At 70.9% G+C, this 24,662-nt stretch carries 27 protein-coding genes; 17 read left to right on the forward strand and 10 right to left on the reverse strand.

What is annotated here, in order from left to right; translation table 11 throughout:
• Positions 1-7: 7 nt before the first annotated feature.
• Positions 8-493 carry an SRPBCC family protein gene (locus J3S20_RS27435; RefSeq protein ID WP_216840116.1) on the reverse strand — a complete coding sequence of 162 codons (486 nt, stop codon included), beginning with the start codon at positions 491-493 and terminating at the stop codon, positions 8-10.
• The gene (locus J3S20_RS27440; RefSeq protein ID WP_216840117.1) at positions 483-827 is read right to left on the reverse strand and encodes an ArsR/SmtB family transcription factor; all 345 of its coding nucleotides are present in this window, start codon (positions 825-827) and stop codon (positions 483-485) included. Before J3S20_RS27440 ends, J3S20_RS27435 begins: the two co-directional genes overlap by 11 nt.
• A 128-nt stretch (positions 828-955) precedes the next feature.
• Here J3S20_RS27440 and J3S20_RS27445 point away from each other — a divergent pair, with 128 nt between their 5' ends.
• Both J3S20_RS27445 and zigA read left to right on the forward strand, forming a co-directional pair.
• Complete coding sequence (locus tag J3S20_RS27445; protein WP_216840118.1) at positions 956-1,597, forward strand: DUF1826 domain-containing protein; 642 nt, start codon at positions 956-958, stop codon at positions 1,595-1,597.
• Positions 1,594-2,790: a zinc metallochaperone GTPase ZigA gene (zigA, locus tag J3S20_RS27450; protein WP_216840119.1), complete on the forward strand. Its 1,197-nt coding sequence runs from the start codon at positions 1,594-1,596 to the stop codon at positions 2,788-2,790. Before J3S20_RS27445 ends, zigA begins: the two co-directional genes overlap by 4 nt.
• A 6-nt stretch (positions 2,791-2,796) precedes the next feature.
• On the opposite strand, the gene J3S20_RS27455 is transcribed toward zigA, so the two are convergent.
• Genes J3S20_RS27455 through J3S20_RS27465 form a run of 3 tightly spaced genes read right to left on the reverse strand, consistent with a single transcriptional unit; the run spans position 2,797 to position 5,168 of the window.
• Positions 2,797-3,576 carry a class II aldolase/adducin family protein gene (locus J3S20_RS27455; RefSeq protein ID WP_216840120.1) on the reverse strand — a complete coding sequence of 260 codons (780 nt, stop codon included), beginning with the start codon at positions 3,574-3,576 and terminating at the stop codon, positions 2,797-2,799.
• Positions 3,577-3,598: 22 nt separating this feature from the next.
• Positions 3,599-4,396: a fumarylacetoacetate hydrolase family protein gene (locus J3S20_RS27460; RefSeq protein WP_216840121.1), complete on the reverse strand. Its 798-nt coding sequence runs from the start codon at positions 4,394-4,396 to the stop codon at positions 3,599-3,601.
• Between the two features lie 4 nt (positions 4,397-4,400).
• Positions 4,401-5,168, reverse strand: coding sequence for an SDR family oxidoreductase (locus J3S20_RS27465; RefSeq protein WP_216840122.1), 768 nt, complete (start codon positions 5,166-5,168; stop codon positions 4,401-4,403).
• A gap of 47 nt (positions 5,169-5,215) precedes the next feature.
• Between J3S20_RS27465 and J3S20_RS27470 the strand changes: the two genes are divergently transcribed.
• On the forward strand, positions 5,216-6,163 hold the full coding sequence (locus J3S20_RS27470; protein ID WP_216840123.1) for a 2-hydroxyacid dehydrogenase: 948 nt from the start codon (positions 5,216-5,218) through the stop codon (positions 6,161-6,163).
• Between the two features lie 51 nt (positions 6,164-6,214).
• Here the strand turns inward: J3S20_RS27470 and J3S20_RS27475 are convergent, their stop codons facing one another.
• Complete coding sequence (locus J3S20_RS27475; protein WP_216840124.1) at positions 6,215-6,649, reverse strand: OsmC family protein; 435 nt, start codon at positions 6,647-6,649, stop codon at positions 6,215-6,217.
• Positions 6,650-6,787: 138 nt separating this feature from the next.
• On the opposite strand from J3S20_RS27475, the gene J3S20_RS27480 reads away from it, so the two are divergent.
• Entirely contained in the window at positions 6,788-7,462 is a 675-nt protein-coding gene (locus J3S20_RS27480; RefSeq protein ID WP_216840125.1) for an RraA family protein, read from the forward strand.
• 2 nt (positions 7,463-7,464) lie between these two features.
• Positions 7,465-8,676, forward strand: coding sequence for a Coenzyme F420 hydrogenase/dehydrogenase, beta subunit C-terminal domain (locus tag J3S20_RS27485; protein WP_343215315.1), 1,212 nt, complete (start codon positions 7,465-7,467; stop codon positions 8,674-8,676).
• Positions 8,677-8,679: 3 nt separating this feature from the next.
• On the opposite strand, the gene J3S20_RS27490 is transcribed toward J3S20_RS27485, so the two are convergent.
• Both J3S20_RS27490 and J3S20_RS27495 read right to left on the reverse strand, forming a co-directional pair.
• On the reverse strand, positions 8,680-8,922 hold the full coding sequence (locus J3S20_RS27490) for a hypothetical protein (RefSeq protein ID WP_216840126.1): 243 nt from the start codon (positions 8,920-8,922) through the stop codon (positions 8,680-8,682).
• A gap of 30 nt (positions 8,923-8,952) precedes the next feature.
• Positions 8,953-9,255, reverse strand: a complete 303-nt coding sequence (locus J3S20_RS27495; RefSeq protein ID WP_216840127.1) for a plasmid stabilization protein — start codon at positions 9,253-9,255, stop codon at positions 8,953-8,955.
• Positions 9,256-9,457: 202 nt separating this feature from the next.
• Here J3S20_RS27495 and J3S20_RS27500 point away from each other — a divergent pair, with 202 nt between their 5' ends.
• Genes J3S20_RS27500 through J3S20_RS27520 form a run of 5 tightly spaced genes read left to right on the forward strand, consistent with a single transcriptional unit; the run spans position 9,458 to position 14,176 of the window.
• Complete coding sequence (locus tag J3S20_RS27500; RefSeq protein ID WP_216840128.1) at positions 9,458-10,507, forward strand: methionine ABC transporter ATP-binding protein; 1,050 nt, start codon at positions 9,458-9,460, stop codon at positions 10,505-10,507.
• Positions 10,508-10,559: 52 nt separating this feature from the next.
• Positions 10,560-11,222 carry a methionine ABC transporter permease gene (locus tag J3S20_RS27505; RefSeq protein ID WP_216840129.1) on the forward strand — a complete coding sequence of 221 codons (663 nt, stop codon included), beginning with the start codon at positions 10,560-10,562 and terminating at the stop codon, positions 11,220-11,222.
• A gap of 13 nt (positions 11,223-11,235) precedes the next feature.
• Entirely contained in the window at positions 11,236-12,039 is an 804-nt protein-coding gene (locus tag J3S20_RS27510) for a MetQ/NlpA family ABC transporter substrate-binding protein (protein ID WP_343215316.1), read from the forward strand.
• Between the two features lie 12 nt (positions 12,040-12,051).
• A complete protein-coding gene (locus tag J3S20_RS27515) occupies positions 12,052-12,852 on the forward strand; it encodes a MetQ/NlpA family ABC transporter substrate-binding protein (protein ID WP_216840131.1) in 801 nt (266 codons plus the stop codon).
• The gene (locus J3S20_RS27520; RefSeq protein WP_343215317.1) at positions 12,845-14,176 is read left to right on the forward strand and encodes an LLM class flavin-dependent oxidoreductase; all 1,332 of its coding nucleotides are present in this window, start codon (positions 12,845-12,847) and stop codon (positions 14,174-14,176) included. Before J3S20_RS27515 ends, J3S20_RS27520 begins: the two co-directional genes overlap by 8 nt.
• Positions 14,177-14,180: 4 nt before the next feature.
• On the opposite strand, the gene J3S20_RS27525 is transcribed toward J3S20_RS27520, so the two are convergent.
• Together J3S20_RS27525 and J3S20_RS27530 are read right to left on the reverse strand one after the other, a co-directional pair.
• Entirely contained in the window at positions 14,181-14,513 is a 333-nt protein-coding gene (locus tag J3S20_RS27525; protein ID WP_216840132.1) for a hypothetical protein, read from the reverse strand.
• 133 nt (positions 14,514-14,646) lie between these two features.
• A complete protein-coding gene (locus J3S20_RS27530; RefSeq protein ID WP_216840133.1) occupies positions 14,647-17,313 on the reverse strand; it encodes a PAS domain S-box protein in 2,667 nt (888 codons plus the stop codon).
• 274 nt (positions 17,314-17,587) lie between these two features.
• On the opposite strand from J3S20_RS27530, the gene J3S20_RS27535 reads away from it, so the two are divergent.
• The 7 genes from J3S20_RS27535 to J3S20_RS27565 all read left to right on the forward strand — a co-directional run bounded on the left by J3S20_RS27535 (position 17,588) and on the right by J3S20_RS27565 (position 23,727).
• Positions 17,588-18,652 carry a ketopantoate reductase family protein gene (locus J3S20_RS27535; RefSeq protein ID WP_216840134.1) on the forward strand — a complete coding sequence of 355 codons (1,065 nt, stop codon included), beginning with the start codon at positions 17,588-17,590 and terminating at the stop codon, positions 18,650-18,652.
• 291 nt (positions 18,653-18,943) lie between these two features.
• Positions 18,944-20,275, forward strand: coding sequence for a tyrosine-type recombinase/integrase (locus J3S20_RS27540; protein WP_343215318.1), 1,332 nt, complete (start codon positions 18,944-18,946; stop codon positions 20,273-20,275).
• 176 nt (positions 20,276-20,451) lie between these two features.
• Positions 20,452-20,898 carry a hypothetical protein gene (locus J3S20_RS27545; protein WP_216840135.1) on the forward strand — a complete coding sequence of 149 codons (447 nt, stop codon included), beginning with the start codon at positions 20,452-20,454 and terminating at the stop codon, positions 20,896-20,898.
• A gap of 99 nt (positions 20,899-20,997) precedes the next feature.
• A complete protein-coding gene (locus tag J3S20_RS27550) occupies positions 20,998-21,204 on the forward strand; it encodes a hypothetical protein (RefSeq protein WP_216840136.1) in 207 nt (68 codons plus the stop codon).
• Between the two features lie 26 nt (positions 21,205-21,230).
• Positions 21,231-21,443 (forward strand): hypothetical protein, encoded by a 213-nt coding sequence (locus tag J3S20_RS27555; RefSeq protein WP_216840137.1) that lies wholly within the window; start codon positions 21,231-21,233, stop codon positions 21,441-21,443.
• Positions 21,440-22,420, forward strand: coding sequence for a toprim domain-containing protein (locus J3S20_RS27560; protein ID WP_216840138.1), 981 nt, complete (start codon positions 21,440-21,442; stop codon positions 22,418-22,420). The genes J3S20_RS27555 and J3S20_RS27560 overlap by 4 nt, the downstream gene beginning before the upstream one ends.
• Positions 22,417-23,727 (forward strand): virulence-associated E family protein, encoded by a 1,311-nt coding sequence (locus J3S20_RS27565; protein WP_216840139.1) that lies wholly within the window; start codon positions 22,417-22,419, stop codon positions 23,725-23,727. Before J3S20_RS27560 ends, J3S20_RS27565 begins: the two co-directional genes overlap by 4 nt.
• Positions 23,728-24,662: the final 935 nt, after the last annotated feature.

Below are 24,662 nucleotides of genomic sequence, written 5' to 3' on the forward strand. Positions count from 1 at the left end.
GCGCCGATCAGGGCAACGACTGCACATGGGCGACGAGCTGGTCCAGCGCCGTGCCCCAGCCCTGCTCGAAGCCCATCGCCGCATGGCGCTCGCAATCCGCTGCGTCCTTGTGCAGGGCGCTGGCGGTGTAGCGGGTGCCGCCCTCCACCGCCTCCAGCGCGATGATGCCGGTGAAGAAGGAGGTGGGGGCCGGGCGCCAGCCGGGCTGCAGCGCATCGGTGAAGACCAGGCGGCGCTGGTCCACGACCTCGAGGTAGCAGCCGGCATTGTCCATCGGCGGCCCCTCCGGCCCCTGCATCACGGTGCGGAAGATGCCGCCCGGGCGCAGGTCGATCTCCGCCTCCAGCGTGCGCCAGGGGGCGGGGGTGAACCACTTCACCAGGTGTTCCGGCCGCGTCCAGGCCATCCAGACCAGGCGCGGCGGCACCGGCACGATGCGGGTGAACTGCAGGTCCCGGGCAGGGTCGAGTTGGGGGGTGATCTCAGACGCCATCGGCTTGGTCCTTCATGGTGAGCAGGTAGCTGTCCAGCCGGTCCAGCCGGCCTTCCCAGGCGGCGCGCTGCCGCGCCAGCCAGTCCTCCGTCTCGCGCAGCGCCTCCGGGCGCAGCGCGCAGATCCGCACGCGGCCGCGCTTTTCCGTGCCGATCAGCCCGCCCTGCTCCAGCACGCGGATGTGCTGCAGCAGGGTGGGCATGGCCATGGTGAAGGGCTCCGCCAGGCGGCTGACGGAGGCCGGGCCGGCGCCGAGCCGGGACAGGATGGCGCGGCGGGTGGGATCGGCGAGGGCCTGGAAGGCGCGGTCGAGGGCGGCGGGTTGGTTAGTCATATGACTAACCATACAGATCGTCGGCGGGGGCGCAAGATCACTTAGGCGAATGACTATCTGTTGATCGGCGATCTTGCATGCGTGACAGTGTGGTGCAATGTTATGTTATAACATTTTGCCAAGGCCGCATGTTCATCGAAGGCTTCGCCGCCACCTTGGGTCCCGCCAGCCTCGCGAGCCCCTCGCCGCAGGTGCTTTCCGGCATCCTGCGCCCCAGCACGCATCTCGCCATCTGGACCCGTCGCCTGCCGCGCGCCATCGACCAGTGCGCCCGCAGCCTGGCCGCCCGGGGCCCCTTCGCCCTGACGGCGGAGGACAGGCCCGATGCGGCGGTGGACCGCATCGCCGCCGCCCTGCCCGCCGCGGTGCCCGCCGCCTTCCTGCTCGACCTGCTGCAGCTCGCCCGGCTCTTCACCCATCTGGCCGGCGATCCTCGCCTGCGGCTGCGGCTGGAGGCGCTGGCCGGGCCGGGCTGCCACCTCTGGCACGCCGATGCGGTGGGGCTGCGGCTGCTGTGTACCTATCGCGGCGCCGGCACCGAATGGCTGCCGATGCCCGGCGGCGCCGCGGCCGCGCGGCAATTGCGGGATGGCGCGCCCGCCATGCCGGCGCAGCGTCTCGCCACCGGCGACGTCGCGCTGCTGAAGGGCGAGGGATTTCCCGGCAATCGCGGCGCCGGCTTGATCCATCGCGCGCCACCCCTGCGGCCGGGTGCCCCGCCGCGCCTGCTGCTCTGCCTCGACGAAGCCGGACGGATCCCCCTGGAATGACCGACACCCGCCTGCCCGTCACCGTGCTCTCCGGCTTCCTCGGCGCCGGCAAGACCACGCTGCTGAACCACATCCTGGCGAACCGCGAGGGCCGGCGCGTCGCCGTCATCGTCAACGACATGTCCGAGGTGAATATCGACGGCGCCCTGGTCGGCAACAGCGGCACGCTGTCCCGCACCGAGGAGCGGCTGGTGGAGATGTCGAACGGCTGCATCTGCTGCACCCTGCGCGAGGACCTGATGCAGGAGGTGGCGAAGCTGGCCGCCGAGGGCCGCTTCGATGCGCTGCTGATCGAGAGCACCGGCATCGGCGAGCCCATGCCGGTGGCCGCCACCTTCGACTTCCGGACGGAGGACGGCTTCTCGCTATCCGACATCGCGCGGCTGGATACGATGGTGACGGTGGTCGATGCCCAGGCCTGGCTGCGCGACTATGCCTCCGCCGACAGCCTGGCCCGGCGCGGCCAGACCACGGGCGAAGAGGATACGCGGCTGCTGGTGGACCTGCTGGTGGAGCAGGTGGAATTCGCCGATGTGCTGGTGCTGAACAAGGCGGACCTGGTCAGCGAGGCCGATCTCGGCCGCCTCTCCGCCCTGCTCGCCACCTTCAACCCGCAGGCCGAGATCATCTCCAGCATTGAGGGCCAGGTGCCACTGGACCATGTGCTGAACTCGCAAAAATTCGACTTCGGGCGGGCGAGCCAGGCGGCGGGCTGGGCGCAGGCGCTGGCTGGCGAACACCTGCCGGAATCCCAGGAATTCGGCATCGCCAGCTTCGTCTGGAAGGCCCGCCGCCCGCTGCATCCCGCGCGCTTCAAGCGGCTGATCGAGGGCCCGCTGCCCGGCGTGGTGCGGGCCAAGGGCTTCTTCTGGCTGGCGACGCGCATGCCCTGGGCCGGGTCCTGGCACCTGGCCGGCGCGACCGGCCGGCATGAGGCGGCGGGCTTCTGGTGGGCCGCGATGGACCCCGCGGAATGGCCGTCCGAGCCCAGCTGGCGGGAGGGCGTGAAGGCGAACTGGCAGGCGCCCTATGGCGACCGCCGGCAGGAAATCGTCTTCATCGGCATCGGCATGGAGGAGGCGGCGCTGCGCCGCCAGCTCGACGCCTGCCTGCTGACCGAGGCGGAGATGCAGGGTGGCCCCAGGGCCTGGGCGAAGCTGCCCGACCCCTTCCCCGCCTGGCGCCAGGGCTGAGGCGCCTCAGCAGCGCCAGTCGGTGCGGTCGCCCTCGATCAGGCGCAGGCTGGCTTCCCAGGCGAGCATCATGGTCGGGCTGTTGGGGTCGCGGCCATACTGGCTGGCGGTGCGGAGCCGCACCTCCTCCGGCGGCAGGATCAGCTTCGCGCCACCGGAGAGCGCCGCGACCTGCGCCTGGCAGGCGCGCTCCAGGTAGTAGATCTGGTTCCAGGCCTCGGGGATGGAGCGGCCGGTGACCAGCAGCCCGTGGTTCACCAGGATCATGGCGCTGTGCTCACCGAGATCGGCGACCAGGCGGTCCCGCTCCTCAAGGTCCAGCGCGATGCCCTCATAGCCGTGATAGGCGAGGCGGCCGTAGAATTTCAGCGCGTGCTGGCTGATCGGCAGCAGGCCGTGTTCCTGGGCGGAGACGGCGATGCCGGCGGCGGTGTGGGTGTGCACGACGCACAGCGCATCCTCTCGCGCCGCATGGATGGCGGAGTGAATGACGAAGCCCGCCTTGTTCACCGTGGTCGGCGCGGCGGGGTGGTGCGGGTCCACCACATTGCCGTCCAGGTCGATCTTCACCAGGTCGCTGGCGCGCATCTCGTGGAACATCACGCCGTAGCGGTTGATGAGGAAGTGGTGCTCCGGGCCGGGGATGCGGGCGCTGATGTGCGTGTAGATCAGGTCCGTCATCTTGTGGTGCGCGACCAGGCGATACAGCGCGGCGAGGTCGCAGCGGATCTTCCACTCGGCCTCGTCGATCCCGGCGGGGATGCGGGAGGGGGCGTTGATGTCCATCGGGTCCGGTCCTTGGGGAGGTTCAGGCGACAGTATTGGCCAGGATGCCGAGGCCGGAAACCTCGAACTCCAGCCGATCGCCGGGCACCAGGAAGCGCGGCGGCTTCTGGGTCGCGCCGGTGCCCTCGGGCGAGCCGGTGGCGATGACATCGCCGGGCTGCAGGGGCGTGATGGTCGAGAGATAGGCGATGATCTTTTCGAGGCCGAAGAACATCGCACCGGCGGGGCTGTCCTGCACGGTGCGGCCGTTCAGGCGGGTCTGCAGGCGGAGTTGGCGCCAATCCGCGACCTCGTCCGCGGTCGTGACGTAAGGGCCCCAGCTGCCAGACTCGAAAAAATTCTTGCCGGCGGTGACGCTATGGGCCTGCCAGTCGCGCACGGAGCCATCGTTCAGGATGGTATAGCCGCCAACATGGGCCAGCGCCGCGCTCTCGGCGATGCGGTGGCCCGCCTTGCCGATGACGACGGCGAGTTCGCATTCATAGTCGAACTGTTCGGAAACGCCCGGTGGACGCAGCGCCGCGCCATGCGGGACCAGCGCCGCCTGGTGCTTCAGGAAGTAGGAGATATGCGCGGGGCCCTTCACCTCCCCGCCCAGCGGATGCGGCTTGGGGTAGTTCAGGCCGATGCAGAACAGCCGCGCGGCCGGCAGCGGCGCGGCGAGGGTGACGGCGGAGAGCGGCCAGCGCCCCGCCTCGGCCGGGGCGCCCTCGGCCAGCAGGGTGGCGAGGTCCGGGTTGCCGGCGAAGCCAACGACCTGCTCCCCCTCCAAACGCCCGGTGCGGGCCCGGCCATCGGCGGTGAATGCGAGGAGCTTCATCGCCTCACACCACCGCCGTCATGCCGCCATCCACATACAGCAGATGCCCATTGACGAAATCCGAGGCGCGGGAGGCCAGGAAGACGGTGGCGCCCACCAGTTCCTCCACCTTCCCCCAGCGCCCGGCCGGCACGCGCTGGCACAGCCAGTCCGTGAATTTCGGATCATCCACCAGCGGCTTCGTCAGGTCCGTGGCAAAATAGCCCGGGGCCACCGCATTCACCTGGATGCCGCCCTTGGCCCATTCGGCACACAGCGTGCGCGTCATCATCCGCACCGCGCCCTTGCTGGTGGCGTAGGGGGAGATGGTGGCGCGGCCGAGCTCCGACTGCACGCTGGCGATATTGATGATCTTGCCGTGGCCGCGTTGCAGCATCCGCCGCGCAACGGCCTGGGCCATGAAGAACACGGCCTCGACATTGGTGGACATCACCTCCCGGAAGGTCTCGGGCGTCACGTCGGTGGCGGGGAAGCGGCGGTTGATGCCGGCATTGTTCACCAGCACCTCGATCGGGCCGAGGCGGGTCTCGATCTCGGCGATGGCGGAATCCAGCGCATGCGGGTCGGTCACGTCGAAGCCGGCCTCGGTGACGTCCAGACCCTCGGCGGCCAGGGTGCGCGTCGCCTCCGCCAGCACCTTCGGGTCGCGCCCGTTCAGCACCACGCTGGCGCCCGCCTGGCCCAGGCCGCGGGCCAGGGCAAAGCCGATGCCGCGGCTGGAGCCGGTGATCAGCACCCGCCGCCCCTTCAGGTCGAACAGCCCTTGCGTCATTCCCGCCTCCTGCCCTTGATTGCGGCGCGAAGGTGCGGGGAAACGGGATGTCGGACAAGCCGGGGCTCTTGGTGGTGGGCGAGCTGCCCGATTGGGATCTTGAGGCCCTGGCCCGGCGCTTCACCCTGCACCTCTACTGGCAGGCGGCCAACAAGCCCGCGATGCTGGCGGCGGGCCGCGACAGCATCGTCGCGATCTCCACCAAGGGCGAGATCGGCGCCGATGCCGCGCTGATGGATGCGCTGCCGCTGACAAAGATCATCGCCTGCTATGGCGTGGGCGTGGATGCCATCGACCTCGAGGCCGCCCGCGCGCGCGGCATCCGCGTGACCAACACGCCGGATGTGCTGACCGAGGAAGTGGCCGACATGGCCATGATGCTGATGCTGGCCGCGGCGCGGAACCTGCGCCTCGGCGAGGCCTGGGTGCGGGATGGGTCCTGGCAGGCCAGGGGGCCGATGCCGCTCACCACGCGCATCTGGGGCAAGCGGCTCGGCATAGTCGGGCTGGGCCGCATCGGCAAGGCCATCGCGACGCGGGCGGCCGCCTTCGGCATGTCCATCGCCTATTCCGGCCGGGCGCCGCAGCCGGGCCTGCCCTATGCGCATTACCCGACGCCGGCGGCACTCGCCCCGCATGTCGATGTGCTCTGCGTCTCCGCCGCCGGCGGGGCGGCGACGCGCGGCCTGGTGGACCGCGCGGCGATCGAGGCGCTGAACCCCGGCGCGATCTTCGTCAATGTCTCGCGCGGCACGGTGGTGGATGAGGCCGCGCTGCTGGCGGCGCTGCGGGAGGGCCGGATCGGCGCCGCCGGCCTCGACGTCTTTCTCAACGAGCCGGCGATCGACCCCGAATTCCTCACCTTCCCCAATGTCGTGCTGCAGCCGCACGCCGCCAGCGGCACGGTGGAGACGCGGAAGGATATGGGCCGGCTGATGCGCGAGAACCTGGAAGCCCAGCTCGACGGCCGCCCGCTGCTGACCGCGCTCATCTAAGCCCTCCCCCGCACTTGCGGGGGAGGGTTGGGTGGGGGCTTAACGCCCCCCTCAGCTTTCCAGCACCGCCTCCAGCGTGATCTCCGCATTCAGCACCTTGCTGACCGGGCAATTCGCCTTGGCGGTCGCCGCCAGCTTCTGGAAGGTGGCGTCGTCGCAGCCCGGCACCTTCGCCTTCAGCGTCAGCGCCACCCGCGCAATCTTCCAGCCGCCCTCCACCTGGTCCATGCCGACCTTGGCCGAGGTGTCCATGCGGGTGGCCGTCAGGTTCGCGCCGGCCAGCTGGAAGGCCAGCGCCATGGTGAAGCAGCCGGCATGGGCGGCGGCGATCAACTCCTCCGGATTCGTGCCGCGGCCATCGCCGAAGCGGGCGTTGAAGCCATAGGGGGCTTCCTTCAGCACGCCGGACTGGGTGGACACATGGCCGGTGCCGTCCTTGCCGCCACCTTCCCAATGGGCGGAACCGCTGCGGGAAATGCTCGCCATGGGCGCTCTCCTGGTTATTGCGAGGCGGAAGATGGGGCGGGCACAGCGCGCTTGCCATGACATTCCCGCGCGGCCCCCATCTTGCCGCCGCCCCCCACCGCCTGTAGGCGAGCAAGGGACCTGCCTGGAGAACGCCCAATGCCCGTCGGCTTCCGCATCCTGCCGCGCACCCGCGCCGTGGCCCCCGCGCTGATCGAGCGCTTCCGCAAGCTGCCCGTGGCCAATGTCTCCGACAGCATGTCCCGCCTCTTTGCCGCCGGCCCGCGCCTGCGGCCGATGCATAAGGGCGGCGTCATGGCCGGCCCTGCCTTCACGGTGCGCACCCGCCCGGGCGACAACCTGATGGTGCACAAGGCCATCGACATGGCCGAGGCCGGCGACGTCGTGGTGGTGGATGCCGGCGGCGACCTGACCAATGCGATCATCGGGGAGCTGATGCTGGCCCAGATGGTGCGCCGCAAGCTGGGCGGCATCGTCATCAACGGCGCCATCCGCGACCTGGGCGCGCTGTCGCAGCAGCCCTTCCCGGTCTATGCCGCCGGCGTGACGCATCGCGGCCCGTACAAGGACGGCCCCGGCGAGATCAATGTGCCGATCAGCCTGGATGGCATGGTGATCGAGCCCGGCGACATGATCCTGGGCGACGAGGACGGCTTCGTCTCGATCCCCTTCGCGGATGCCGAGGTGGTCTGCAAGGCGACCGAGGCGAAGCACGCCGCCGAGGGCAAGCAGATGGCGGAGATCGAGGCCGGGACCGTTGACCGCGCCTGGGTCGATGCCACGCTGAAGCGGCTCGGCTGCGAGGGCGTCTGAACGTGTCCGCGGCGGTGCAGGTGCCGGTCCTCGGCCCTGCAGCGCCGCGCGGCCTCTGCACGGATTGCGGCGTTTCGCGCATGCAGGACGCCAAGGCCTGCGGCCGGGCCTGCCAGTTCATCCAACCCGATTACGCCGCGCTCGAGACCCAGGTGCATGGCCGCGCCCGCGACCCGGCCCGGCCGGACGAGCTGCATTTCGGCCCCTTTCGCCAGATGCTGCGGGCCCGCCTGGCGGAACCGCGCCCCGGCGCGCAATGGACCGGCATCACCACCCGCCTCGCCGAAAAACTGCTGGAAGCGGGCGCGGTGGATGCCGTGCTGACCATGGCGCCGGACCCCGAGGACAAGTGGCGCCCGGTGCCGGTCATGGTGACGAAGCCGGAGGGCATGGCCCAGTGCCGCGGCATGCGCATGGGCTATGCGCCGCTGCTGGCGCTGCTGGAGCCGGCGCGGGCGGCCGGCCACAAGCGCCTGGCCATCATCGGCATTCCTTGCCAGGTGCATGCGCTGCGGGTGCTTGAGGCGGAGCTGGGGCTGGAACGCCTCTACGTCATCGGCACGCCCTGCTCCGACAACACCACCACCGAAAATTTTCATCAGTTCCTGGCACTGCTGGACGCCGATCCCGACAGCATCACCTACCTGGAATTCCGCGCGGACTACCAGGTGCAGCTGCGCTTCGCCGATGGGCGGGTGCGGGAAATTCCCTTCCTGAAGCTGCCGATCAGCCAGCTTCCGCCGGACTTCTTCCCCCTCACCTGCCGGACCTGCGTCGACTACACCAATGTCCTGGCCGATATCACCGTCGGCTATATGGGCGGCCAGGGCGAGCAATGGCTGCTGGTGCGCAACGACCGCGGCGCCGAGTTGCTGACCCTGCTGGGGAATGAGGTGGTGACCAGCGCGCCCGGCAGCGCCGGCAAGCGGGCCGGCGCGGTGCGCGGCTTCCTGGCCAATACGGAGCGCGCAGCGGGCGGCCTGCCGCTGCGCCGCATGCCCGACTTCCTGCGCGGCATCGTTGGCTGGCTGATGCCGCGCATCGGGCCCCGCGGGCTGGAATTTGCCCGCGCGCGCGTCGAGATGAAGGCGGTCGAATCCGTGCTGCACCTGCGCCGGGCCCTGCCGGCGCGCGTGAAGAACATGGTGCCACCGCACCTCTGGGCGCTGGTCGCGCCCTATGGCCTCAAGCCCCGGGATGACGAGCGGCGCTGAGGCTCAGGCGACCGCGGGCGGCATCTGCGGGCCGGGCGGGCTGATGCTCGGCACCTCCGGAAACTGGCCCGGATAGGGCAGGTCCTCGCCCGGCACCGGCGTGCTCGGCGGCGCCTCGGGCGGGCTGGGCATGGTGTCCGGCTGCGGCGGCGGCGCCTCGCGCTCCGGCGTCGGCGGGTTCACCGGCGGCAGGCCGGGCAGCTCGGGCGGGGGCTGGTTCGGGTCGGACAGGCGGTGCTGGGTCATGCGAGTCAAACGCGCCGGCACGCGCCGCGTTCAATGCGCCCTGGCGGCGGCGTTGCGCTTGCGGGTCGCTGCGGCCTTGCGAGCCGAGGCCGAGCGCTGCTCCGGCGTTCGCTGCGCCGCGGCCTTGCCGCCCTTGCGGGAGGCGGCGTGGCTGTCCGGCTTGCCTCGGCCGGATCCGCTGCGATTGCCGCCGCCATCCTCCTTGTTCACGGTGGCCCAGGCACGGGCCTCGGCCTCCTCCTCCGGCACGCCGCGCTTCTCATAGCCCTCGGCGATATGGGCGGCCTGGCGCCTCTGCTTGTCGGTGTAGCTGGATTTGTCGCCACGCGGCATGGCACGGACCCTCCCGCCCTAAAACGCAGGGGCCGCTCGCGGGTTTCGGCAGGTTATCACGATTATAATTCGTGTAAATTGACATAAGACGTGAAATGGGCGTAGGAACCGCACCCCCACAACCGGGTGTGATCCCGCTATGGCTGACTTGCGTCCGCCGAGGCTTTTGCAGCTCCTCTCCCCAGGCCATACCGCCGTCGCCATGGACCGCCACACCCCCCTCCCCGCCGCCATCGCCCTTTCGGGCCTGCGCAAGCGCTTCGCCGCCGGCGGCACGCTGGCGCTGGACGATGTGACGCTGTCCGTCGCGCCCGGCGAGATCTTCGGCATCGTCGGCCGCTCCGGCGCCGGCAAATCCACCCTCATTCGCTGCGTGAACCTGCTGGAGCGGCCGGATGCCGGCGCGGTGCAGGTGCTAGGCCAGGACATGCTGGCGCTGGACGAGGCCGCGCTGCGCGCCGCGCGCCGCCGCATCGGCATGGTCTTCCAGCACTTCAACCTGCACACCCGCCGGACGGTCGCCGAGAACGTCGCCTTCCCGCTGGAAATCGCCGGCATCCCGCGCGCGGCGCAGCGCGAGAAACTCGCCAGGATCCTGCCGCTGGTGGGGCTGGAGGCGAAGCGGGATGCCTATCCGGCGCAGCTTTCGGGCGGCCAGAAGCAGCGCGTCGGCATTGCCCGGGCGCTGGCCTCGGACCCCGAGATCCTGCTCTGCGACGAGGCCACCAGCGCGCTGGATCCGGAGACGACGCAGGAGATCCTGGCGCTGATCCGCGACCTGCGGGGCCGGCTGGACCTGACCGTGCTGCTGATCACGCATGAGATGGGCGTGGTGAAGGCCATCTGCGACCGCGTCGCGGTGATGGAAGCCGGCCGCGTCATCGAGCATGGCCGCGTCTTCGAGGTCTTCACCCAGCCCGCCCATCCCACCACCCGCCGCTTCGTGGCGGAGGTGATCGGCCATTCCGTGCCGCCCTCCACCCTCGCCCGCCTGCCCGCCCCCCGCGCCGGCGAGGTGCGGCGCCTGGTGCAGGTGGTCTTCGCCGGCCCCGCCAGCACCCGTGCCGTGGTCAGCGAGGCCAGCCGCGATTTCGGCATCGACATCAACATCGTCTCCGGCCGCGTCGACGAGATCGCCGGCGAGCCTTTTGGCGTCATGGCGCTCGCCGCCTATGGCGCGCCGGAGCGGCTGGAGGCCGCCTTCGCCTGGATGCGCAGCCTGGGCCTCACGCTGACGGAAATCGAACCATGAACGCCGCCGCTTCACGCCTCCGGGCATCCGCCCTCCGGCGATCGGAGGCGGCATGACCTGGCTCGCCCCCGCCATCCAGGACCTGTTGATCGAGGCGCTGTGGCAGACGCTGGCCATGGTCGGCGCCTCCGCCGCCATCGCCGCGATCCTCGGCCTGCCGATCGCGCTGCTGCTGCACGTCACCTCGCCGGAGGGGCTGACCCCGAAACCGTGGCTGAACCGGCCGGTCGGGCTGCTGGTGAATGCGGCGCGGTCGACGCCCTTCATCATCCTGATGGTCGCCATCGTGCCCTTCACGCGGCTGGTGGCCGGCACCTCCATCGGCACCGGCGCGGCCATCGTGCCGCTGGCGCTGGCCGCCACCGCCTTCCTCGCGCGGCTCTTCGAGAATGCGCTGCGCGAGGTGGACAAGGGCGTGATCGAGGCGGCGCGCGCCATGGGCGCGACGCGGCTGCAGATCGTCTGGAAGGTCCTGGTGCCGGAGGCGCTGCCGGGGCTGGTCGCGGCCACCACCGTCTCCCTCGTCTCGCTGGTGGGCTTCTCCGCCATGGCCGGCGCGGTGGGCGGCGGCGGCCTCGGCGACCTCGGCATCCGCTTCGGCTACCAGCGCTTCATGCCGGAGGTGATGGCGACCGTCGTCGTCATCCTCATCCTGTTGGTCCAGGGCCTGCAATCGCTCGGCGATTGGCTGACCCGCCGCCTGTCGCATCGCTAAGGGAAGAATGACCATGATCGCACGTCGCCCCCTGCTGCTCGCCAGCCTCGCTCTGCCCTTCGCCGCGCAGGCGCAGACCGCCGAAGTCGGCACCGCCGCGCGGCCGCTGCGCATCGGCGTCACCGCCGGGCCGCATGCCCAGGTGATGGAATTCGTGCGTGACCAGGCGGCGCGCGACGGGCTGGTGATCCGCATCACGGAGTTCCAGGACTACATCCAGCCCAACGTGGCGCTGGCGGCCGGCGACCTCGACGCCAACAGCTACCAGCATCAGCCCTTCCTCGATCAGCAGGTGCGCGACCGCCGCCTGGCGTTGGTCGCCGCCGGCAAGACGCTGGTCTTCCCAATGGGCCTCTATTCCAAGCGCCACCGCAGCCTGGACGCGATCCCGAGCGGCGGCCGCGTCGCCGTGCCGAACGACCCGACCAATGGCGGCCGCGCCCTGGTGCTGCTCGCCGCCAACGGCGCCTTCAAGCTGCGGGAAGGCGCGGACTTCCGCGCCACCGTCGCCGATATCACCGAAAACCCGCGCCGCCTGCGCGTGGTGGAGCTGGAGGCGGCGCAGCTGCCGCGGGTGCTGGAGGAGGTGGACCTCGCCGCCATCAACACCAACTACGCCATGCCGGCCGGGCTGAACCCGGTGCGCGACAGCCTGGCCATCGAAAGCGCCGAAAGCCCCTATGCCAATCTGATCGCGGTGCGGCAGCAGGATGCCCAGGCCCCTTGGGTGCGCCGCCTGGTCGCCGCCTACCAGACCCAAGCCGTGAAGGACTTCGTCGCTACCACCTTCGCCGGCGCCGTCGTCCCCGCCTTCTGAGGATTTTTGGCCATGCTCCGTCGCTCGCTTCTCGCCCTGCCCGCCCTGCTGCCTCTCGCCGCGCGGGCGCAGACCGCCGAATTGGGCACCGCCGCCCGGCCGCTGCGCGTCGGCGTGACGCAGGGCGTGCATGGCCAGACCTTCGAGAAGGTGCGGGACGTGCTGGCCCGCGACGGCTTCATCACCCGCGGCGTCGAATTCGGCGACTTCATCCAGCCGAATGCGGCGCTCGCCGCGGGCGACCTCGACGCCAATGCCTATCAGCACCTGCCCTTCCTGGAGGCGCAGCGCGCCCAGCGCGGCTATGACTTCGTGCCGGTGGGCAAGACGGTGCTGACGCTGATGGGCGTCTTCTCCCGCACCCATCGCAGCCTGGACGCGCTGCCGAATGGCGCGCGCGTGGCCATCCCGAACGACCCGACCAATGGCGGCCGCGCGCTGCTGCTGCTGGCCCAGGCCGGCGCCTTCACCCTGCGCCCGGGCGCGGACCACACCGCGACGGTGGCCGATATCACCGCCAACCCGAAGCGCATCCGCATCGTGGAGCTGGAGGCCGCTTCCATCGCGCGCTCGCTGCGGGATGTCGATGCCGGCGCCATCACCGGCAACTACGCCGTGCCCGCCGGCCTGAACCCGCTGCGCGACGCCCTGGCGCGGGAAACCGAACAGAGCGTCTATACCGTGCTGGTGGTGGTCCGCCGCGCCGATGCCGAAAAGCCCTGGGCCAGGCGCCTGGCCGAAGGCTACCGCCACCCGGAGGTCCGCGCCTTCGTCGAACAAACCTTTGGCGGCGCGGTGATTTCCGGTGGCTGAGCGCCGGAAGCTGCATCTGGGCGCCTTCATGCGCCCGGTCAGCATCCACACCGGCGCCTGGCGCTACCCCGGCGCCTGGGCCGATGCCAACTTCAATTTCGAGCGGCTGAAATACCTCATCCAGAAGCTGGAATTCGGTAAATTTGACGCCTTCTTCATGGCCGACCACCTGGCCCTGCTGAACATGCCGATCGAGGCACTGCGCCGCAGCCACACCGTCACCAGCTTCGACCCGCTGACCCTGCTGCCGGCACTCGCCGCGGTGACGGAGCGCATCGGCCTGATCGCCACCGCCAGCACCACCTATAACGACGCCTACCACGTCGCCCGCAAATTCGCCTCGCTCGACCACATCTCGAACGGTCGCGCGGGCTGGAACCTGGTGACCACCGCGAATCCCGACGCCGCGCTGAATTTCGGCCAGGACGCGCACATGGCGCATGGCGAGCGCTATAAGCGGGCGCGCGAATTCTATGACGTGGTCACCGGCCTCTGGGACAGTTTCGCCGACGACGCCTTCATCCGCGACCAGGAGAGCGGCATCTTCTGGGACCCGGCGCGGATGCATGTGCTGGACCACAAGGGCCCGGAGCTTTCGGTGCGCGGCCCGCTGAACGTGGCGCGGCCGGTGCAGGGCTGGCCGGTGATCGTGCAGGCCGGCGCCTCCGATGCCGGGCGGCAGATCGCCGCGGAGACGGCCGAAATGGTCTTCGCCGCGGGCGGCACGCTGGCCGATGCGCAGGCCTTCTACGCGGACGTGAAGGGCCGCGCCGCCCGCTACGGCCGCGACCCCGAGGGCATCAAGATTCTACCGGGCGCATTGGTCGTGGTGGGCGACACGGTGGCGGAAGCCCGCGCCGCGCGCGACCACCTCGACAGCCTGGTGCACTACGACAGCGCCATCGGCTCGCTGTCCATCGCGCTGGGCGTCGATGCCCGTGCCTTCGACCCGGACGGCCCGCTGCCCGAGATCCCGGAGACCGAGGCGAGCAAATCCGGCCGCGAGCGCGCCATCAACCTGGCGCGGCGCGAAGGGCTGACGGTGCGGCAGCTGGCGCAGCGCCTCGGCGGCTACGCCGGCCTCGCCTTGGTCGGCACGCCCGAAACCATCGCCGACGAGATGGAGCAGTGGCTCGACGGCCGCGGCTGCGACGGCTTCAACATCATGTTCCCGCATGTGCCCGCGGGGCTCGATGCCTTCGTCGACAAGGTGGTGCCGGAGCTGCAGCGCCGCGGCCTGTTCCGCCGCGACTACGAGGGCACCACGTTGCGCGACCACCTCGGCCTGAAGCGCCCCGAAAACCGCTTCTTCCCGCCGGGCTGAAAGCTCAGCGGGCGGAGCGGATGACGGCAGATGCGCCAGCCCCGCAGGGCTGGCGCATTGCCAGCAGCCGCTGCGCCTCGGCCTCGTTGCCGATGCGCCGCTGGATGCCGGCGCCTTCCTCCAGCTCCAGATTGAAGCCCTGGCAGGTATCGGCGGCGGCGCGGCGGGCCTCCATCGGCACCGCATGCGGCGGCAGCACGCCGGAGGCCGCCGACATGGCGCGGAAGGAGGCCGCGGTGCCGGGCTCCGGCGGGCGCCGCGCGATGATGATGACGAGGGCGACGACGGCGATGACGAACAGCGTCCCCAGCCCGTAGAACAGATTCTGCCGCCGCATCCGCAGTCCCTCGTACATCGTCTCGGCGGGCAAACAACCGGGCCGCGCGGCGGGAGTCAATCTGGATCGTTTTTGTCACGACGAATTTGCCAGAATGCGTGGGATTCGTCCCCAAAACTGAGACCTTCAGAATTCAGCCCAGCTCGCCGTCGAAATCCGGGATCGCGGCGCGCGACAGCGGGATCGTCATCTCGCAGACCAGCCCGCTGGCCTGCCAGAGCAGGACGATCCGCCCGCCGAGCTGGCCGGCGATGGTGGCTTCCAGCACGCGGGACCCGAAGCCATGCCGGGCGGGCGGGGCCAGGATGACGGGCCCGCCCGTCTCGGCCCAGCGCAGGCGCAGCACGCTCTGCCCCGGCTCCGTCGCCCAGTCCAGCACCACCTGGCCCTCGGGCACGGAGAGCGCGCCATGCTTGGTCGCATTGGTCGCCAATTCGTGCAGCGCCATGGAAATGGCCTGCGCCGCTGTCGGCGCCAGCACCACGGGCGGGCCTTCCAGCCGCACGCGCAGGCCATCGGGCGAGAGGAAGGGCGCCATCTCCCCTTGCACCAGCTCGCGCAGGCCGACCCCGTCCCAGCGGCCCTGCGCCAGCAGCGTATGCGCGCGCGCCAGCGCGCCGATGCGGCCGAGCACGGCGGTGGCGAAGGCGTCCGGATCCTCCTTCGGCGTCATCCGCACCGCCGCCTGCACCACGGCCAGGGCGTTCTTGGCGCGGTGGTCCAGCTCCCGCATCAGCAGCGTCTGCCGCTCATCCGCCTCGCGCCGTTCCGTCACGTCCTGGGAGATGCCAAGCAGGCGCAGCGGCAATCCGCTGCGGGGGTCGCGCACCAGCTCGCCGCGTTCGGATATCCAGCGCAGCGCGCCGTCCGAGATCCGGCGGAAGCGGAATTCCGCCGCCCAGCGCCCCACCTCGCCCGTCAGCACCCGGCGCAGCTGCGCATCCACCGCCGGCCGGTCCTGTTCATCGACGCCGTCGCGCCAGACGGAGATGCTGGCCGCGGTCTCGGGATTCGTGCCGTAGAGCCGATGGCAGCTGGCGGACCAATGCACGGCGCCGCTGCGCACATCCCATTCCCAGGTGCCGACCTGCCCCGCATCCTGCGCCAGGCGCAGCCTTTCCTCGCTGGCGCGCAGCGCGGCCTCGGTGCTGCGGCGGCGGATCTCGGCCTGGCGGCGGCCCTCCACGTCCCGCGCCGCGACGGTGACGCCGCCACCCTGCGCCGGGTGCACGTTCAGCTCGAACCAGCGCCCGACGAGCGGGGAGCTGGCGCAGAAATGCACTTCCTGCCCGCCGGCCATCGCCGCCTCGATCACCTGCCAGCTGATACTGCCGCGCACGGCGGGAAACAGGTCGAGGAAGGGCTGGCCCAGCACCTGCTCCGTCCGCATGCCCCACATTTCCAGCGCCCGACGGCTGGCGAAGCGGATCCGGCCCTCGGCATCCAGCGCGTAGAGCATGTCGCCCAGGCTCTCCAGCACTTCCCGCGCCCGCTGCACCGATTCGGCCAGCGCGGCTTCCGCCACCTTCAGCTCCGTCACATCGACATGGGCGCCCAGCATGCGCAGCGCGCGGCCTTGGTCATCGCGCTCGATCTCGGCGCGGGCGGCGATCCAGCGGAGGCCATGGCCCGGGGTGCGGATGCGGTATTCCTGGGCATATTCGGTGGCGCCGGAATCGTCCGAGATGGCGTCCAGGTAGCGGCGCTCCGCGCGCACCCGGTCCTCCGGGTGCAGCCTTTGCACCCAATCGGCATGCCGTTCGTCCGCGGCCGTCGGGCCCAGGCCCTGCAGGTCCATGTATTCGGCGGACCGAACGTTCCTGCCGGTGGTCAGGTCGATCTCGAAGCCACCGACGCGGCCGATCTGCTGCACCCGGCGCAGGCGCGCCTCGCCAAGCCGCAGCCCGGCTTCCGCCTGGCGGCGCTTCAGCGCGGACCACACGCGCTCCGCCACATCCCGCGCCAGTTCTGCCTCCGCCGCCGTCCAGCGCCGGGGCCCCGGATGGTGCAGCTGCAGCAGCGCGGCCAGCCGCCCCTGCTTCAGCAGCGGCACCGTCAGGCTGCCCTGCAGCCCGCCCAGGAAAGGCCCGCCGGCTTCCGGCTCGCCGATGCCCAGGCTGTGGCCGGCCCGCAGCGCCTCGATCCGCTCGAGGCCACAGGATTCGAGGGCATGCGTGCCGACGGCGCTGGGCATGCGGCCATCGGTCCAGTCCGCCAGCACAGTGCAGCCGACGCCGGCGCCATCCACCTCCCCGAAGGCGCAGCGCGCCGCCTGCAGATGCGCGCCAAGCCGCGCGGCCGCCAGTGCCAGCACGCCTTCCGGTGAATCGAGGTCGCGCAAGGCGGTGTCGAGGTCGAGCAGGAAGGCGTCGCGTCGTTCGGTCAGCACCGCGCGGGTGGTCTCGAAGGCGGTCAGCAGCACGCCGGCGATGGCGCCGGTATCGTCGCGCGCGGGGCTGGCGAGAAGGTCGAAGAAGGCCGGCGCGGCGGATTCGCCCGCGGCCCCTTGGCGCGGCAAGGTCGCGATTCGGCCGGCCTGGCCCGCCAGGGCCGCCCGTACCAGCGGGCTGATATCGCTGCCCTCGGCCCAAAGCGATTCGAAGGCCCGGCCCCGCGCCGGTACCACCCCCGGCAGCAGCGGCAGGAAGGCGCTATTGTGCAGGCAGGCCAGGCGCGGCCCCCAGAGCAGCGCCTGCGGCGCGGCCGCATCCTGCACCAGGGCGGCGAGGCAGCGCAGCGCCGGGGGCCATTCCTCCGCCGGCCCCAGCAGATCGGCCACGCCGCGCTCACGCGACGGCATGGGCCTGTCCGGCTGGTCGGGGAGATCGGACCCTTCGGGCAGAGGCGTGATGCGACGCATGATCTCCTGATGGCTCCGGCGCAGGCCGTCGCTGTATCCCAGCCCGGCCGGGCGGTCACGCTCTCCGCAACCGCAACATACCGCGTGCTGGGCCCTCTGCCGGTCACAAAGCCTGAGCCTCGGGCGGGTTCCCCCGGCTTGCCGGGCAGCGGCTGGCCAGGCGCCGGCAGGCGGGGCTAGCCTGGACGCCGATCGCCCAGGACCCCGGACCGCCATGACTCAGATCCCGCCGCTCGCCCGCATCCTCATCATGGGGGCCGGCGCCGTGGGCGGCTATTTCGGCGCCAGCCTGACCCGCGCCGGCTGCGACGTGACCCTGGTGGATGCCTGGGCCCCGCATGTGGAGGCGATGCGCCGGGACGGGCTGACGGTTCGCGCGATGGAGGCGGAGGGCAGCTTCACCACCCCCGTCCGCGCCCTGCATATCAGCGACGTGCCGCAGCTGGTGCGGGAGGCGCCCTTCGACGTCGTCTTCCTGGCGGTGAAGTCCTACGACACGGACTGGGCCACGGCGCTGGTGCTGCCCTTCCTGGCTGGCCAGGGCTGCATCGTCTCCCTGCAGAATGGCATCAACGAGGAGGCGATCGCCGCCATCGCCGGCTGGGGCCGCACGCTGGGCTGCGCCATCGGCCTGCTGGCGGCGGAGCTGACCGGGCCTGGCCAGGTGTTGCGCACCTCCCGCCGCGGCAGCGCCACCGCCATCGGCATGCGGATCGGCGAGGTGCATGGGCGGATCACGCCCCGGGCGGAGGCCATCGGCGCGCTGCTGGCGCATGCCGACAGCGTGCGGGTGACGACGAATCTGTGGGGGGAGCGCTGGTCCAAGCTGACCATCAACGCCATGCGCAACCCGGTCTCCGCCATGACCGGCCTGAGCGGCCAGGAACGCGACCGGGACGATGCGGTGCGGGCGCTGAGCATCCGCCTCGGCAGCCAATGCGTGCGCGTCGGCCGCGCCATGGGGCTTGCGCTGGAGCCGATCAGCGGCCTCGACCTCGATCTGCTGGCGCAGGCGGAGGAGGATGCGGCTGCACTGGCCACGGTGACGCAGCAGATCCTGGCCCATTCGGCGGCGCGCAGCGCGGATCAGCGCCCTTCCATGGGCCAGGATGTGCGGAAGGGCCGGCGAACGGAGACGGAGGCGATCAGCGGCCTGGTGGCGCGGCGCGGCGCGGAGGTGGGCGTGGATGCCAGCCTGCATGCGCGGGTGAACGAGATCATGCGCCGGATCGAGCGCGGGCAGCTGCAGCCGGGGCGCGACCTGGTGCTGGGGCTGTAGGGCGGGAAGGCCTGCCGGCGCGCCAAGGGCGGCGCCGGCAGGGTCCCGCATACGGAGGAGGGGAAGGCCGCCATACTCCCGTTCGCAGCCGTTCGCGCCAAGCCAGGCCGACGCCAGAGCACCCGGAATTCTGTCAATAAGCCCCGTGACATAGCACAAATTCATATCGCGACCATTCGCTTGAATACGCGGCCGAGCGCGCCCATGATTAGGGGACGGATTTGCCGGGGCGAGCATCGTCCCCCATTCGATGGAGGGCGCAGGATGCCGAGGCGAGCGGAACCGCTGACGGTGGCGGGGATCAAGGCGAAGCCGCCAGGGCGCTATGGCGACGGCAACGGGCTGTATCTGCTGGTGCGGTCCGCGGAGGTGCGGTTTTGGCTGTTCCGCTACACGCCGCCCGGCGGGAAGATGCGCGAGATGGGGCTTGGCCCCGTGGCCTTGGAGGAAGGCAAGGCCGGGGTTCTGCTGAAGGATGCGCGCAAGCGCGCAGCTGAGCTGCGGAACATGCTGGGTCGTGGGATCGACCCAATCGACGCCGAACGCGAGGCGGAGCGGGCCGCAGTCGAAGCCGCCAAGGCCGCCGCTGCCGCCGCGGCGCCGACGACCTTCCGCACCGTTGCCGAGGAAATGCTGGTGGAGAAAGAGGCCGGGTGGTCAAACCCGAAGCACCGTCAGCAATGGCGCAACACGCTGGCGACCTACGCCTACCCGGTCATCGGGGCTTTGCCGGTGGATACGCTCGGCGCCGCCGACGTTCTGCGCGTGCTGCGGCCGATCTGGCACGAGAAGCCGGAGACGGCATCGCGCGTGAAGATGCGTGTGCTGGCGGTGCTGCGCTACGCCAAGGCGGCTGGCAAGCGTCCGAATGGCGCCAGCGCCGCCGAAATTGGCGAAGCCTTGCAGGCGCTGTTGCCGAGCTCTGCCGCGCTTAAACAAGCCGCCGGCTCCGGCCATCACCCCGCGTTGCCATGGGCGCAGATGGGCGCCTTCCTGGCCGTCCTGCGCCAGCGCGACGCCACCGCAGCCCGTGCGCTGGAATTCCTGATCCTGACAGCCACCCGCACCCAGGAGACGCTCGGCGCGCGGTGGCAGGAAATCGACCTGGCGGGCCGCCTGTGGACGATTCCGGCGGAGCGGATGAAGCGGCGCCGACAGCATCGCGTGCCCCTGAGTGCCGCCGCGGTGGCGGTGCTGGAGGGGATGCAGGAACGGGCCGGCGGAAAGGGCAGCCCCGTGTTTCCTGGCGACAAGCCCGGCGAGCCGCTTTCGCAGATGGCGCTTCTGATGCTGCTGCGGCGCATGAACTCGGCGGAGGAAGGCGAGGACGGAGAGAGGCGGCACCGCTGGCAGGACGCCACCACCGGCGACCCGATCACGGCCCATGGCTTCCGCAGCACGTTCCGCGACTGGGCTGGCGAGGCAACCAGCACGCCGCACGCGGTCATGGAGGCGGCACTCGCTCACACGCTCGGCAGCAAGGCGGAAGTGGCCTACGCGCGAAGCGACTTGCTGCCGAAGCGGCGCGTGCTGATGGAGGCTTGGGGCGAGTATTGCGCCAAGACCCCTGCCGCGGTGGTGGCGCTGCATAAACCCGTGACGGAAAGCGCCGCTGCGGGATAGGATGACATTCGGCGGGGCAGGGCCGGCCAGCCCGCGCGGACCTCCGACCGCGCAGCCCCGCCGCTATCCATCGGAGACGCGCGGAGGCGCGTGCCATGCCAAGACGCAAGACGGGCGCCCCCCGAGGGCGGCCGAAGGGCTCCACCCACCACGACGACAGGCGCCTTTTGCTCGCCATGGCGGAGATGATCCGGCTTGGCAGGGAGGCTCCCGGCGACCCGGGCAAGTATCACGGCGGGAGCTGGCGCGCGGCGCAGGCGGCGGTGGCAGCAATTCCGGAGGCGCCGCAATGGACCGAAGAACAGCGCAGCCGCGTTTGTCATAGGCTTCGCCGCTACTACGCGAAGGATGCGGCTTCGCTTAACGCCTCGATTGCCCGGAATGCCCGCGATACTGCGACCGCAAGGCAGCGGTGGCTTGGCCGATTGCTTGCAAGAAACGTCCCGCAACCGGGGGAATATCTGCCCCCCGATGCAGAGGCTGACGACGCCGTCGCCGCAGACGCGCCGAGGATGGTCAAGGCGGCGCCTCTGCCCGATGATGGCCAGACACGGCCCCGGCTGCGCGACGTCTTGGAGGCGCTCCAATGGGCGTCCCTGCCGCGCGATCCGAAGAAAAGTTAGGGTGCGATTTAAATCTCAATGCGCATCGTGAGATAGGCCGATATGCCTACCGCTAGAAGCCGAGCGTAGCCGCCCGGCGGAATGCGGAGTGACCCTCACATGCGCGAGATGACCACCACCCCCGAGCCCCTGCTGGTCCCGGCGCTACACGCCTTCGCGATGATCGGTGTCCGCCCGACGAAGGGCTGGGAGATCGTTAAGGATGGCCGGCTGGCCGCCCGCAAGCTGGGCAGCCGGACCATGATCGAAACCGCGAGCATCCGGGCATTCGTGGCCGCCCTACCCGCCGCGCGTGAGGCCGCCTGAGCGCCGGCCGCGCAGGACGCGCCGCGATGGCTGGCCCCACCCAGTTCCAGAACTCCGGCCTGTTGGAAGCCTGCCGCCTGTGGCGGAAGGTCTCGGCCAAGGGCACTGAATATCTGACCGGCCGGCTTGGCGGGGTGAAGGTCACGATCCTGCCGCGGCGCGCGGACGCCGAGGGCGACCATACCCACGTCATGTTTTTTTCCGAGCCGTCGAAGCGGCAGGAAGGCGGCGGGCGATGACCGCGACCGACCTCCCCGCGTTGAAAGCTGCCGCGGTGGCCGCAGCCGGCGCCATTGCCGAGGAGCTGCTGGGCGAGCGCAACCGCCACGCATCGGGCCGCGACCGCTGGCACTTCGGCCGGGGCAACGGGAGCCTGTGGGTTCACTTGGCCGGCGAGCGCGCCGGCACCTGGCACGACGGCGCGACCGGGCAGGGCGGCGACATGATCGCGCTCACGCAGCACGCCCGCGCGACCGATTTCCTGGGCGCGGTGGAATGGCTGCGCGGCTTCCTGGGCGAAGGCGCTGCAGATGCCCGCCCGATGGCCCGGCCCGCCCTGGCGCAGCCGCAGGCGCCGCGCGAGGCATCCGCGGATGATGCCGCCCGGGAGGCGCGGGCGCTGGAGACCTGGCACGGCGCCTGCGAAGGGATCGAGGGCAAGCCGGCCGCTGCGCATCTGCGGAGCCGACGCATCGACCCGGCGCGGCTGCCCGCCAACACGGGAAGCGGCTGGCCGGCGGCGCTGCGGTGGCACGCGGCATCCTCGGCGCTGGTCATCGCGGTGAACGACGCCGCCTCCGGCCTGGTGCGCGCGGTGCAGACCCTCGCCCTTCATCCGGACGGCACGCCGAGGCGCCGGGCGAACGGCAGCAAGGTCAAGCTTTCCTTCGGCCCCATCGCCGGCCGCGCGGTGCGCTTCGGCTGGCAGCACGACGCAGAAGGCCGGTGGGGCATCGCGGAGGGGCCGGTTACGGCGCTGGCGGCCGCGCAGCTACTCGGCCATCCGGTATGGGCCGCGCTGGGCGCTGGCAACCTGCCGAACGTGACGCCGCCGAGCTGGGCGCGGACCGCGACCGTTGTGGCGGATCACGACGACGCCGGCCTGGCAGCCGCGGAGGAAGCGGCCCGCCGCCTGGGCGCGCTGCTGCCCACGCGCATCATCCGCGCTGCGCAATGCGGCCTCGACGCCGCCGACCTCGCGGGAGCCGCGCCATGAACTTTGCAGCACTCCCCCAGGGTTTCGTGGAACACCCGTTCCAGGCCAGCGCCGCGCCGCCTGCCGCCCCGCAGAAGCGGGCGAAGGCAGGCGACAAGAAGGCGCCGAAGACTGGCGCCGCGCCGTGGCGGAAGGAGCTGCAGACCGACGACCGCGGCCAGCCTCACGCGAACCTGGCGAACGCCCTGACCGTCCTGCGCCGCGACCCCGCGCTGACCGAGGCCTTCGGCTTCGATGAAATGCTGCGCGGCGCGTTCGTCTGTGCGCCGCTGCCGGGCCGCGGCGACGATGCCGGCCCGTTCCCTCGGCCCCTCCGCGATATCGACGCGACCGCGACGCAGGAATTCATGCAGCGCGCCGGGCTGCCGAGGATCGGGCGCGAGACGATCTTTCAGGCGATCGAGGCCCGGGCCGCGGAGCGCGCCTATCATCCCGTGCGGGCATATCTCGACGGCCTGCGGTGGGATGGCCGCAAGCGCCTCGGCACATGGCTGGCGGATTATCTCGGCGCCGCTGCGACCGCCTACACCGCCGGCATCGGCCCGCTGATCCTGATTGCCATGGTCGCGCGGGTTAGGAGGCCGGGCTGCAAATCGGATCACATGCTGGTGCTGGTCGGGCCGCAGGGCGCGCGCAAATCCTCTGCGGTTCGCGTGCTGGGCGGCGCCTGGTTCTCCGACAGCCTGCCCGATATCCGCAGCGGCAAGGACGTGTCGCAGCACCTCCGCGGGAAGTGGATCATTGAGGTGTCCGAGCTGGCCGCGCTCGACCGGGCCGAGGCCGCCGCCTTGAAGGCGTTCGTGACGCGCGAGACGGAGCAGTATCGGCCGAGCTACGGGCGCGCCGAGGTGGTGGAGCCGCGCCAGTGCATTTTCATCGGCACGACCAACAAGGCCGCCTTCCTGCGCGACGAAACCGGCGGCCGACGGTTCTGGCCTGTTGAGGTTGGCGCCATCGATCTCGACGCGCTTGCCCGCGACCGAGACCAGCTTTTTGCGGAGGCTGACCACCTGTTCCGCCAGGGCGCAGCCTGGTGGCCGGCGACGGATTTCGAGGCGAAGCACATCGCGCCGCAGCAGGAAGCGCGCCACGAGGTTGACGCCTGGGAACAGGCGATCCGCGATCACCTGGCGACCGCCGCACGAACCACCGTGCTGGAGGTGGCACACGCAGCCCTGAGCCTGGATACGCGCAGCGTGGGGACCGCAGAGCAGCGGCGCATCTCGGCAGCGCTGGAGCGGATGGGCTGGGTTCGCCGCGCGTCGAACGGAAAACGCTGGTGGGTGCGGCCGGGGGAAAAACAGTGACGCACCGCCCGGCGCCCCTCATGGCCGATTTGCCAACCCATTGTTTTTGCTCGCACCCCCGATCCGGGGCAGTGACGCACATCAGTGACAGTGACGCACTTCTCCATATGACCCCATTGCGTGCGCGCAAGGCCTCGAAGGGAAAGTGCGTCACTGTGCGGCACTGCGGCACTGTCCCGAGCCCCCTCCCCGGCACCTTCCCCGACCACCTCAAAAAAATTGGGAACGATCTGGTGGGGGTTCGCCGTGAGGTGGTCCCGCCCCCGTGTGGGCATCGTCGCGAAAAGACCCTCCCCCCCCTCCCCCGGGGGGTGTGCCGCGGTCGCGCGCTTGGCAGCCGGCCGACCCCTCGCCCGCGACGCCTGGCGCCTGGCCTGGCAAGCCACGCGGCCCCCGCCTGGAGTGATGCGCGTCTCATTTCCTATTCTTGTGAGACCGCCTCGGCGCCGGAATTCCTCCAGTCGATTGCGAAACACGGCCTTGGACGTGGGTGGCAGTGCCGCATAAGCGCCATTATGGAATATGGCGCCGCTAAGCCGTTGATTTTCGGTGCGGCGCAGGCTGGCGTGAGACGGTCGCGACGCCGCGTGAGACGTCACCTCGCCCGATCTGAGACGCCACCGCAAGCCCCTCCGCCTGGCCGTCCTGGCGTCAGGGGACCGAACCACGCCAGCGCCGGCGATCCTGCGGCCGCGCTCGCCACGCTCGCCAGCCTGGCCCTGCAGCTGCCGCCGGTGGTGCTGGCCGCCCCTCGCAACGCCTTGGGAGCCGCTCCGGTGCGCTCCGGCCGGCTGTGCCGCGCCATGGTTGGTTCCGCAGCCGTCGCCGGCCAGCCCGGCGCGCGGACGACACCCTCCGCGCCCTGTCTCAAAACCCAGCTTCGATTTCCCGCCTGGTCCGGCATTGGGCGCTTGGACGGCATCAACCACTGACAA

The organism is Falsiroseomonas tokyonensis (genome assembly GCF_019024325.1).
GTDB classification, from domain to species: domain Bacteria; phylum Pseudomonadota; class Alphaproteobacteria; order Acetobacterales; family Acetobacteraceae; genus Falsiroseomonas; species Falsiroseomonas tokyonensis.

Coding starts and splice junctions, on each gene's coding strand:
- J3S20_RS27435 (WP_216840116.1), bottom strand. CDS start 493: ATGGCGTCTGAGATCACCCCCCAACTCGACCCTGCCCGGGACCTGCAG.
- J3S20_RS27440 (WP_216840117.1), bottom strand. CDS start 827: ATGACTAACCAACCCGCCGCCCTCGACCGCGCCTTCCAGGCCCTCGCC.
- J3S20_RS27445 (WP_216840118.1), top strand. CDS start 956: ATGTTCATCGAAGGCTTCGCCGCCACCTTGGGTCCCGCCAGCCTCGCG.
- zigA (WP_216840119.1), top strand. CDS start 1,594: ATGACCGACACCCGCCTGCCCGTCACCGTGCTCTCCGGCTTCCTCGGC.
- J3S20_RS27455 (WP_216840120.1), bottom strand. CDS start 3,576: ATGGACATCAACGCCCCCTCCCGCATCCCCGCCGGGATCGACGAGGCC.
- J3S20_RS27460 (WP_216840121.1), bottom strand. CDS start 4,396: ATGAAGCTCCTCGCATTCACCGCCGATGGCCGGGCCCGCACCGGGCGT.
- J3S20_RS27465 (WP_216840122.1), bottom strand. CDS start 5,168: ATGACGCAAGGGCTGTTCGACCTGAAGGGGCGGCGGGTGCTGATCACC.
- J3S20_RS27470 (WP_216840123.1), top strand. CDS start 5,216: ATGTCGGACAAGCCGGGGCTCTTGGTGGTGGGCGAGCTGCCCGATTGG.
- J3S20_RS27475 (WP_216840124.1), bottom strand. CDS start 6,649: ATGGCGAGCATTTCCCGCAGCGGTTCCGCCCATTGGGAAGGTGGCGGC.
- J3S20_RS27480 (WP_216840125.1), top strand. CDS start 6,788: ATGCCCGTCGGCTTCCGCATCCTGCCGCGCACCCGCGCCGTGGCCCCC.
- J3S20_RS27490 (WP_216840126.1), bottom strand. CDS start 8,922: ATGACCCAGCACCGCCTGTCCGACCCGAACCAGCCCCCGCCCGAGCTG.
- J3S20_RS27495 (WP_216840127.1), bottom strand. CDS start 9,255: ATGCCGCGTGGCGACAAATCCAGCTACACCGACAAGCAGAGGCGCCAG.
- J3S20_RS27500 (WP_216840128.1), top strand. CDS start 9,458: ATGGACCGCCACACCCCCCTCCCCGCCGCCATCGCCCTTTCGGGCCTG.
- J3S20_RS27505 (WP_216840129.1), top strand. CDS start 10,560: ATGACCTGGCTCGCCCCCGCCATCCAGGACCTGTTGATCGAGGCGCTG.
- J3S20_RS27510 (WP_343215316.1), top strand. CDS start 11,236: ATGATCGCACGTCGCCCCCTGCTGCTCGCCAGCCTCGCTCTGCCCTTC.
- J3S20_RS27515 (WP_216840131.1), top strand. CDS start 12,052: ATGCTCCGTCGCTCGCTTCTCGCCCTGCCCGCCCTGCTGCCTCTCGCC.
- J3S20_RS27525 (WP_216840132.1), bottom strand. CDS start 14,513: ATGCGGCGGCAGAATCTGTTCTACGGGCTGGGGACGCTGTTCGTCATC.
- J3S20_RS27530 (WP_216840133.1), bottom strand. CDS start 17,313: ATGCCGTCGCGTGAGCGCGGCGTGGCCGATCTGCTGGGGCCGGCGGAG.
- J3S20_RS27535 (WP_216840134.1), top strand. CDS start 17,588: ATGACTCAGATCCCGCCGCTCGCCCGCATCCTCATCATGGGGGCCGGC.
- J3S20_RS27545 (WP_216840135.1), top strand. CDS start 20,452: ATGGCGGAGATGATCCGGCTTGGCAGGGAGGCTCCCGGCGACCCGGGC.
- J3S20_RS27550 (WP_216840136.1), top strand. CDS start 20,998: ATGCGCGAGATGACCACCACCCCCGAGCCCCTGCTGGTCCCGGCGCTA.
- J3S20_RS27555 (WP_216840137.1), top strand. CDS start 21,231: ATGGCTGGCCCCACCCAGTTCCAGAACTCCGGCCTGTTGGAAGCCTGC.
- J3S20_RS27560 (WP_216840138.1), top strand. CDS start 21,440: ATGACCGCGACCGACCTCCCCGCGTTGAAAGCTGCCGCGGTGGCCGCA.
- J3S20_RS27565 (WP_216840139.1), top strand. CDS start 22,417: ATGAACTTTGCAGCACTCCCCCAGGGTTTCGTGGAACACCCGTTCCAG.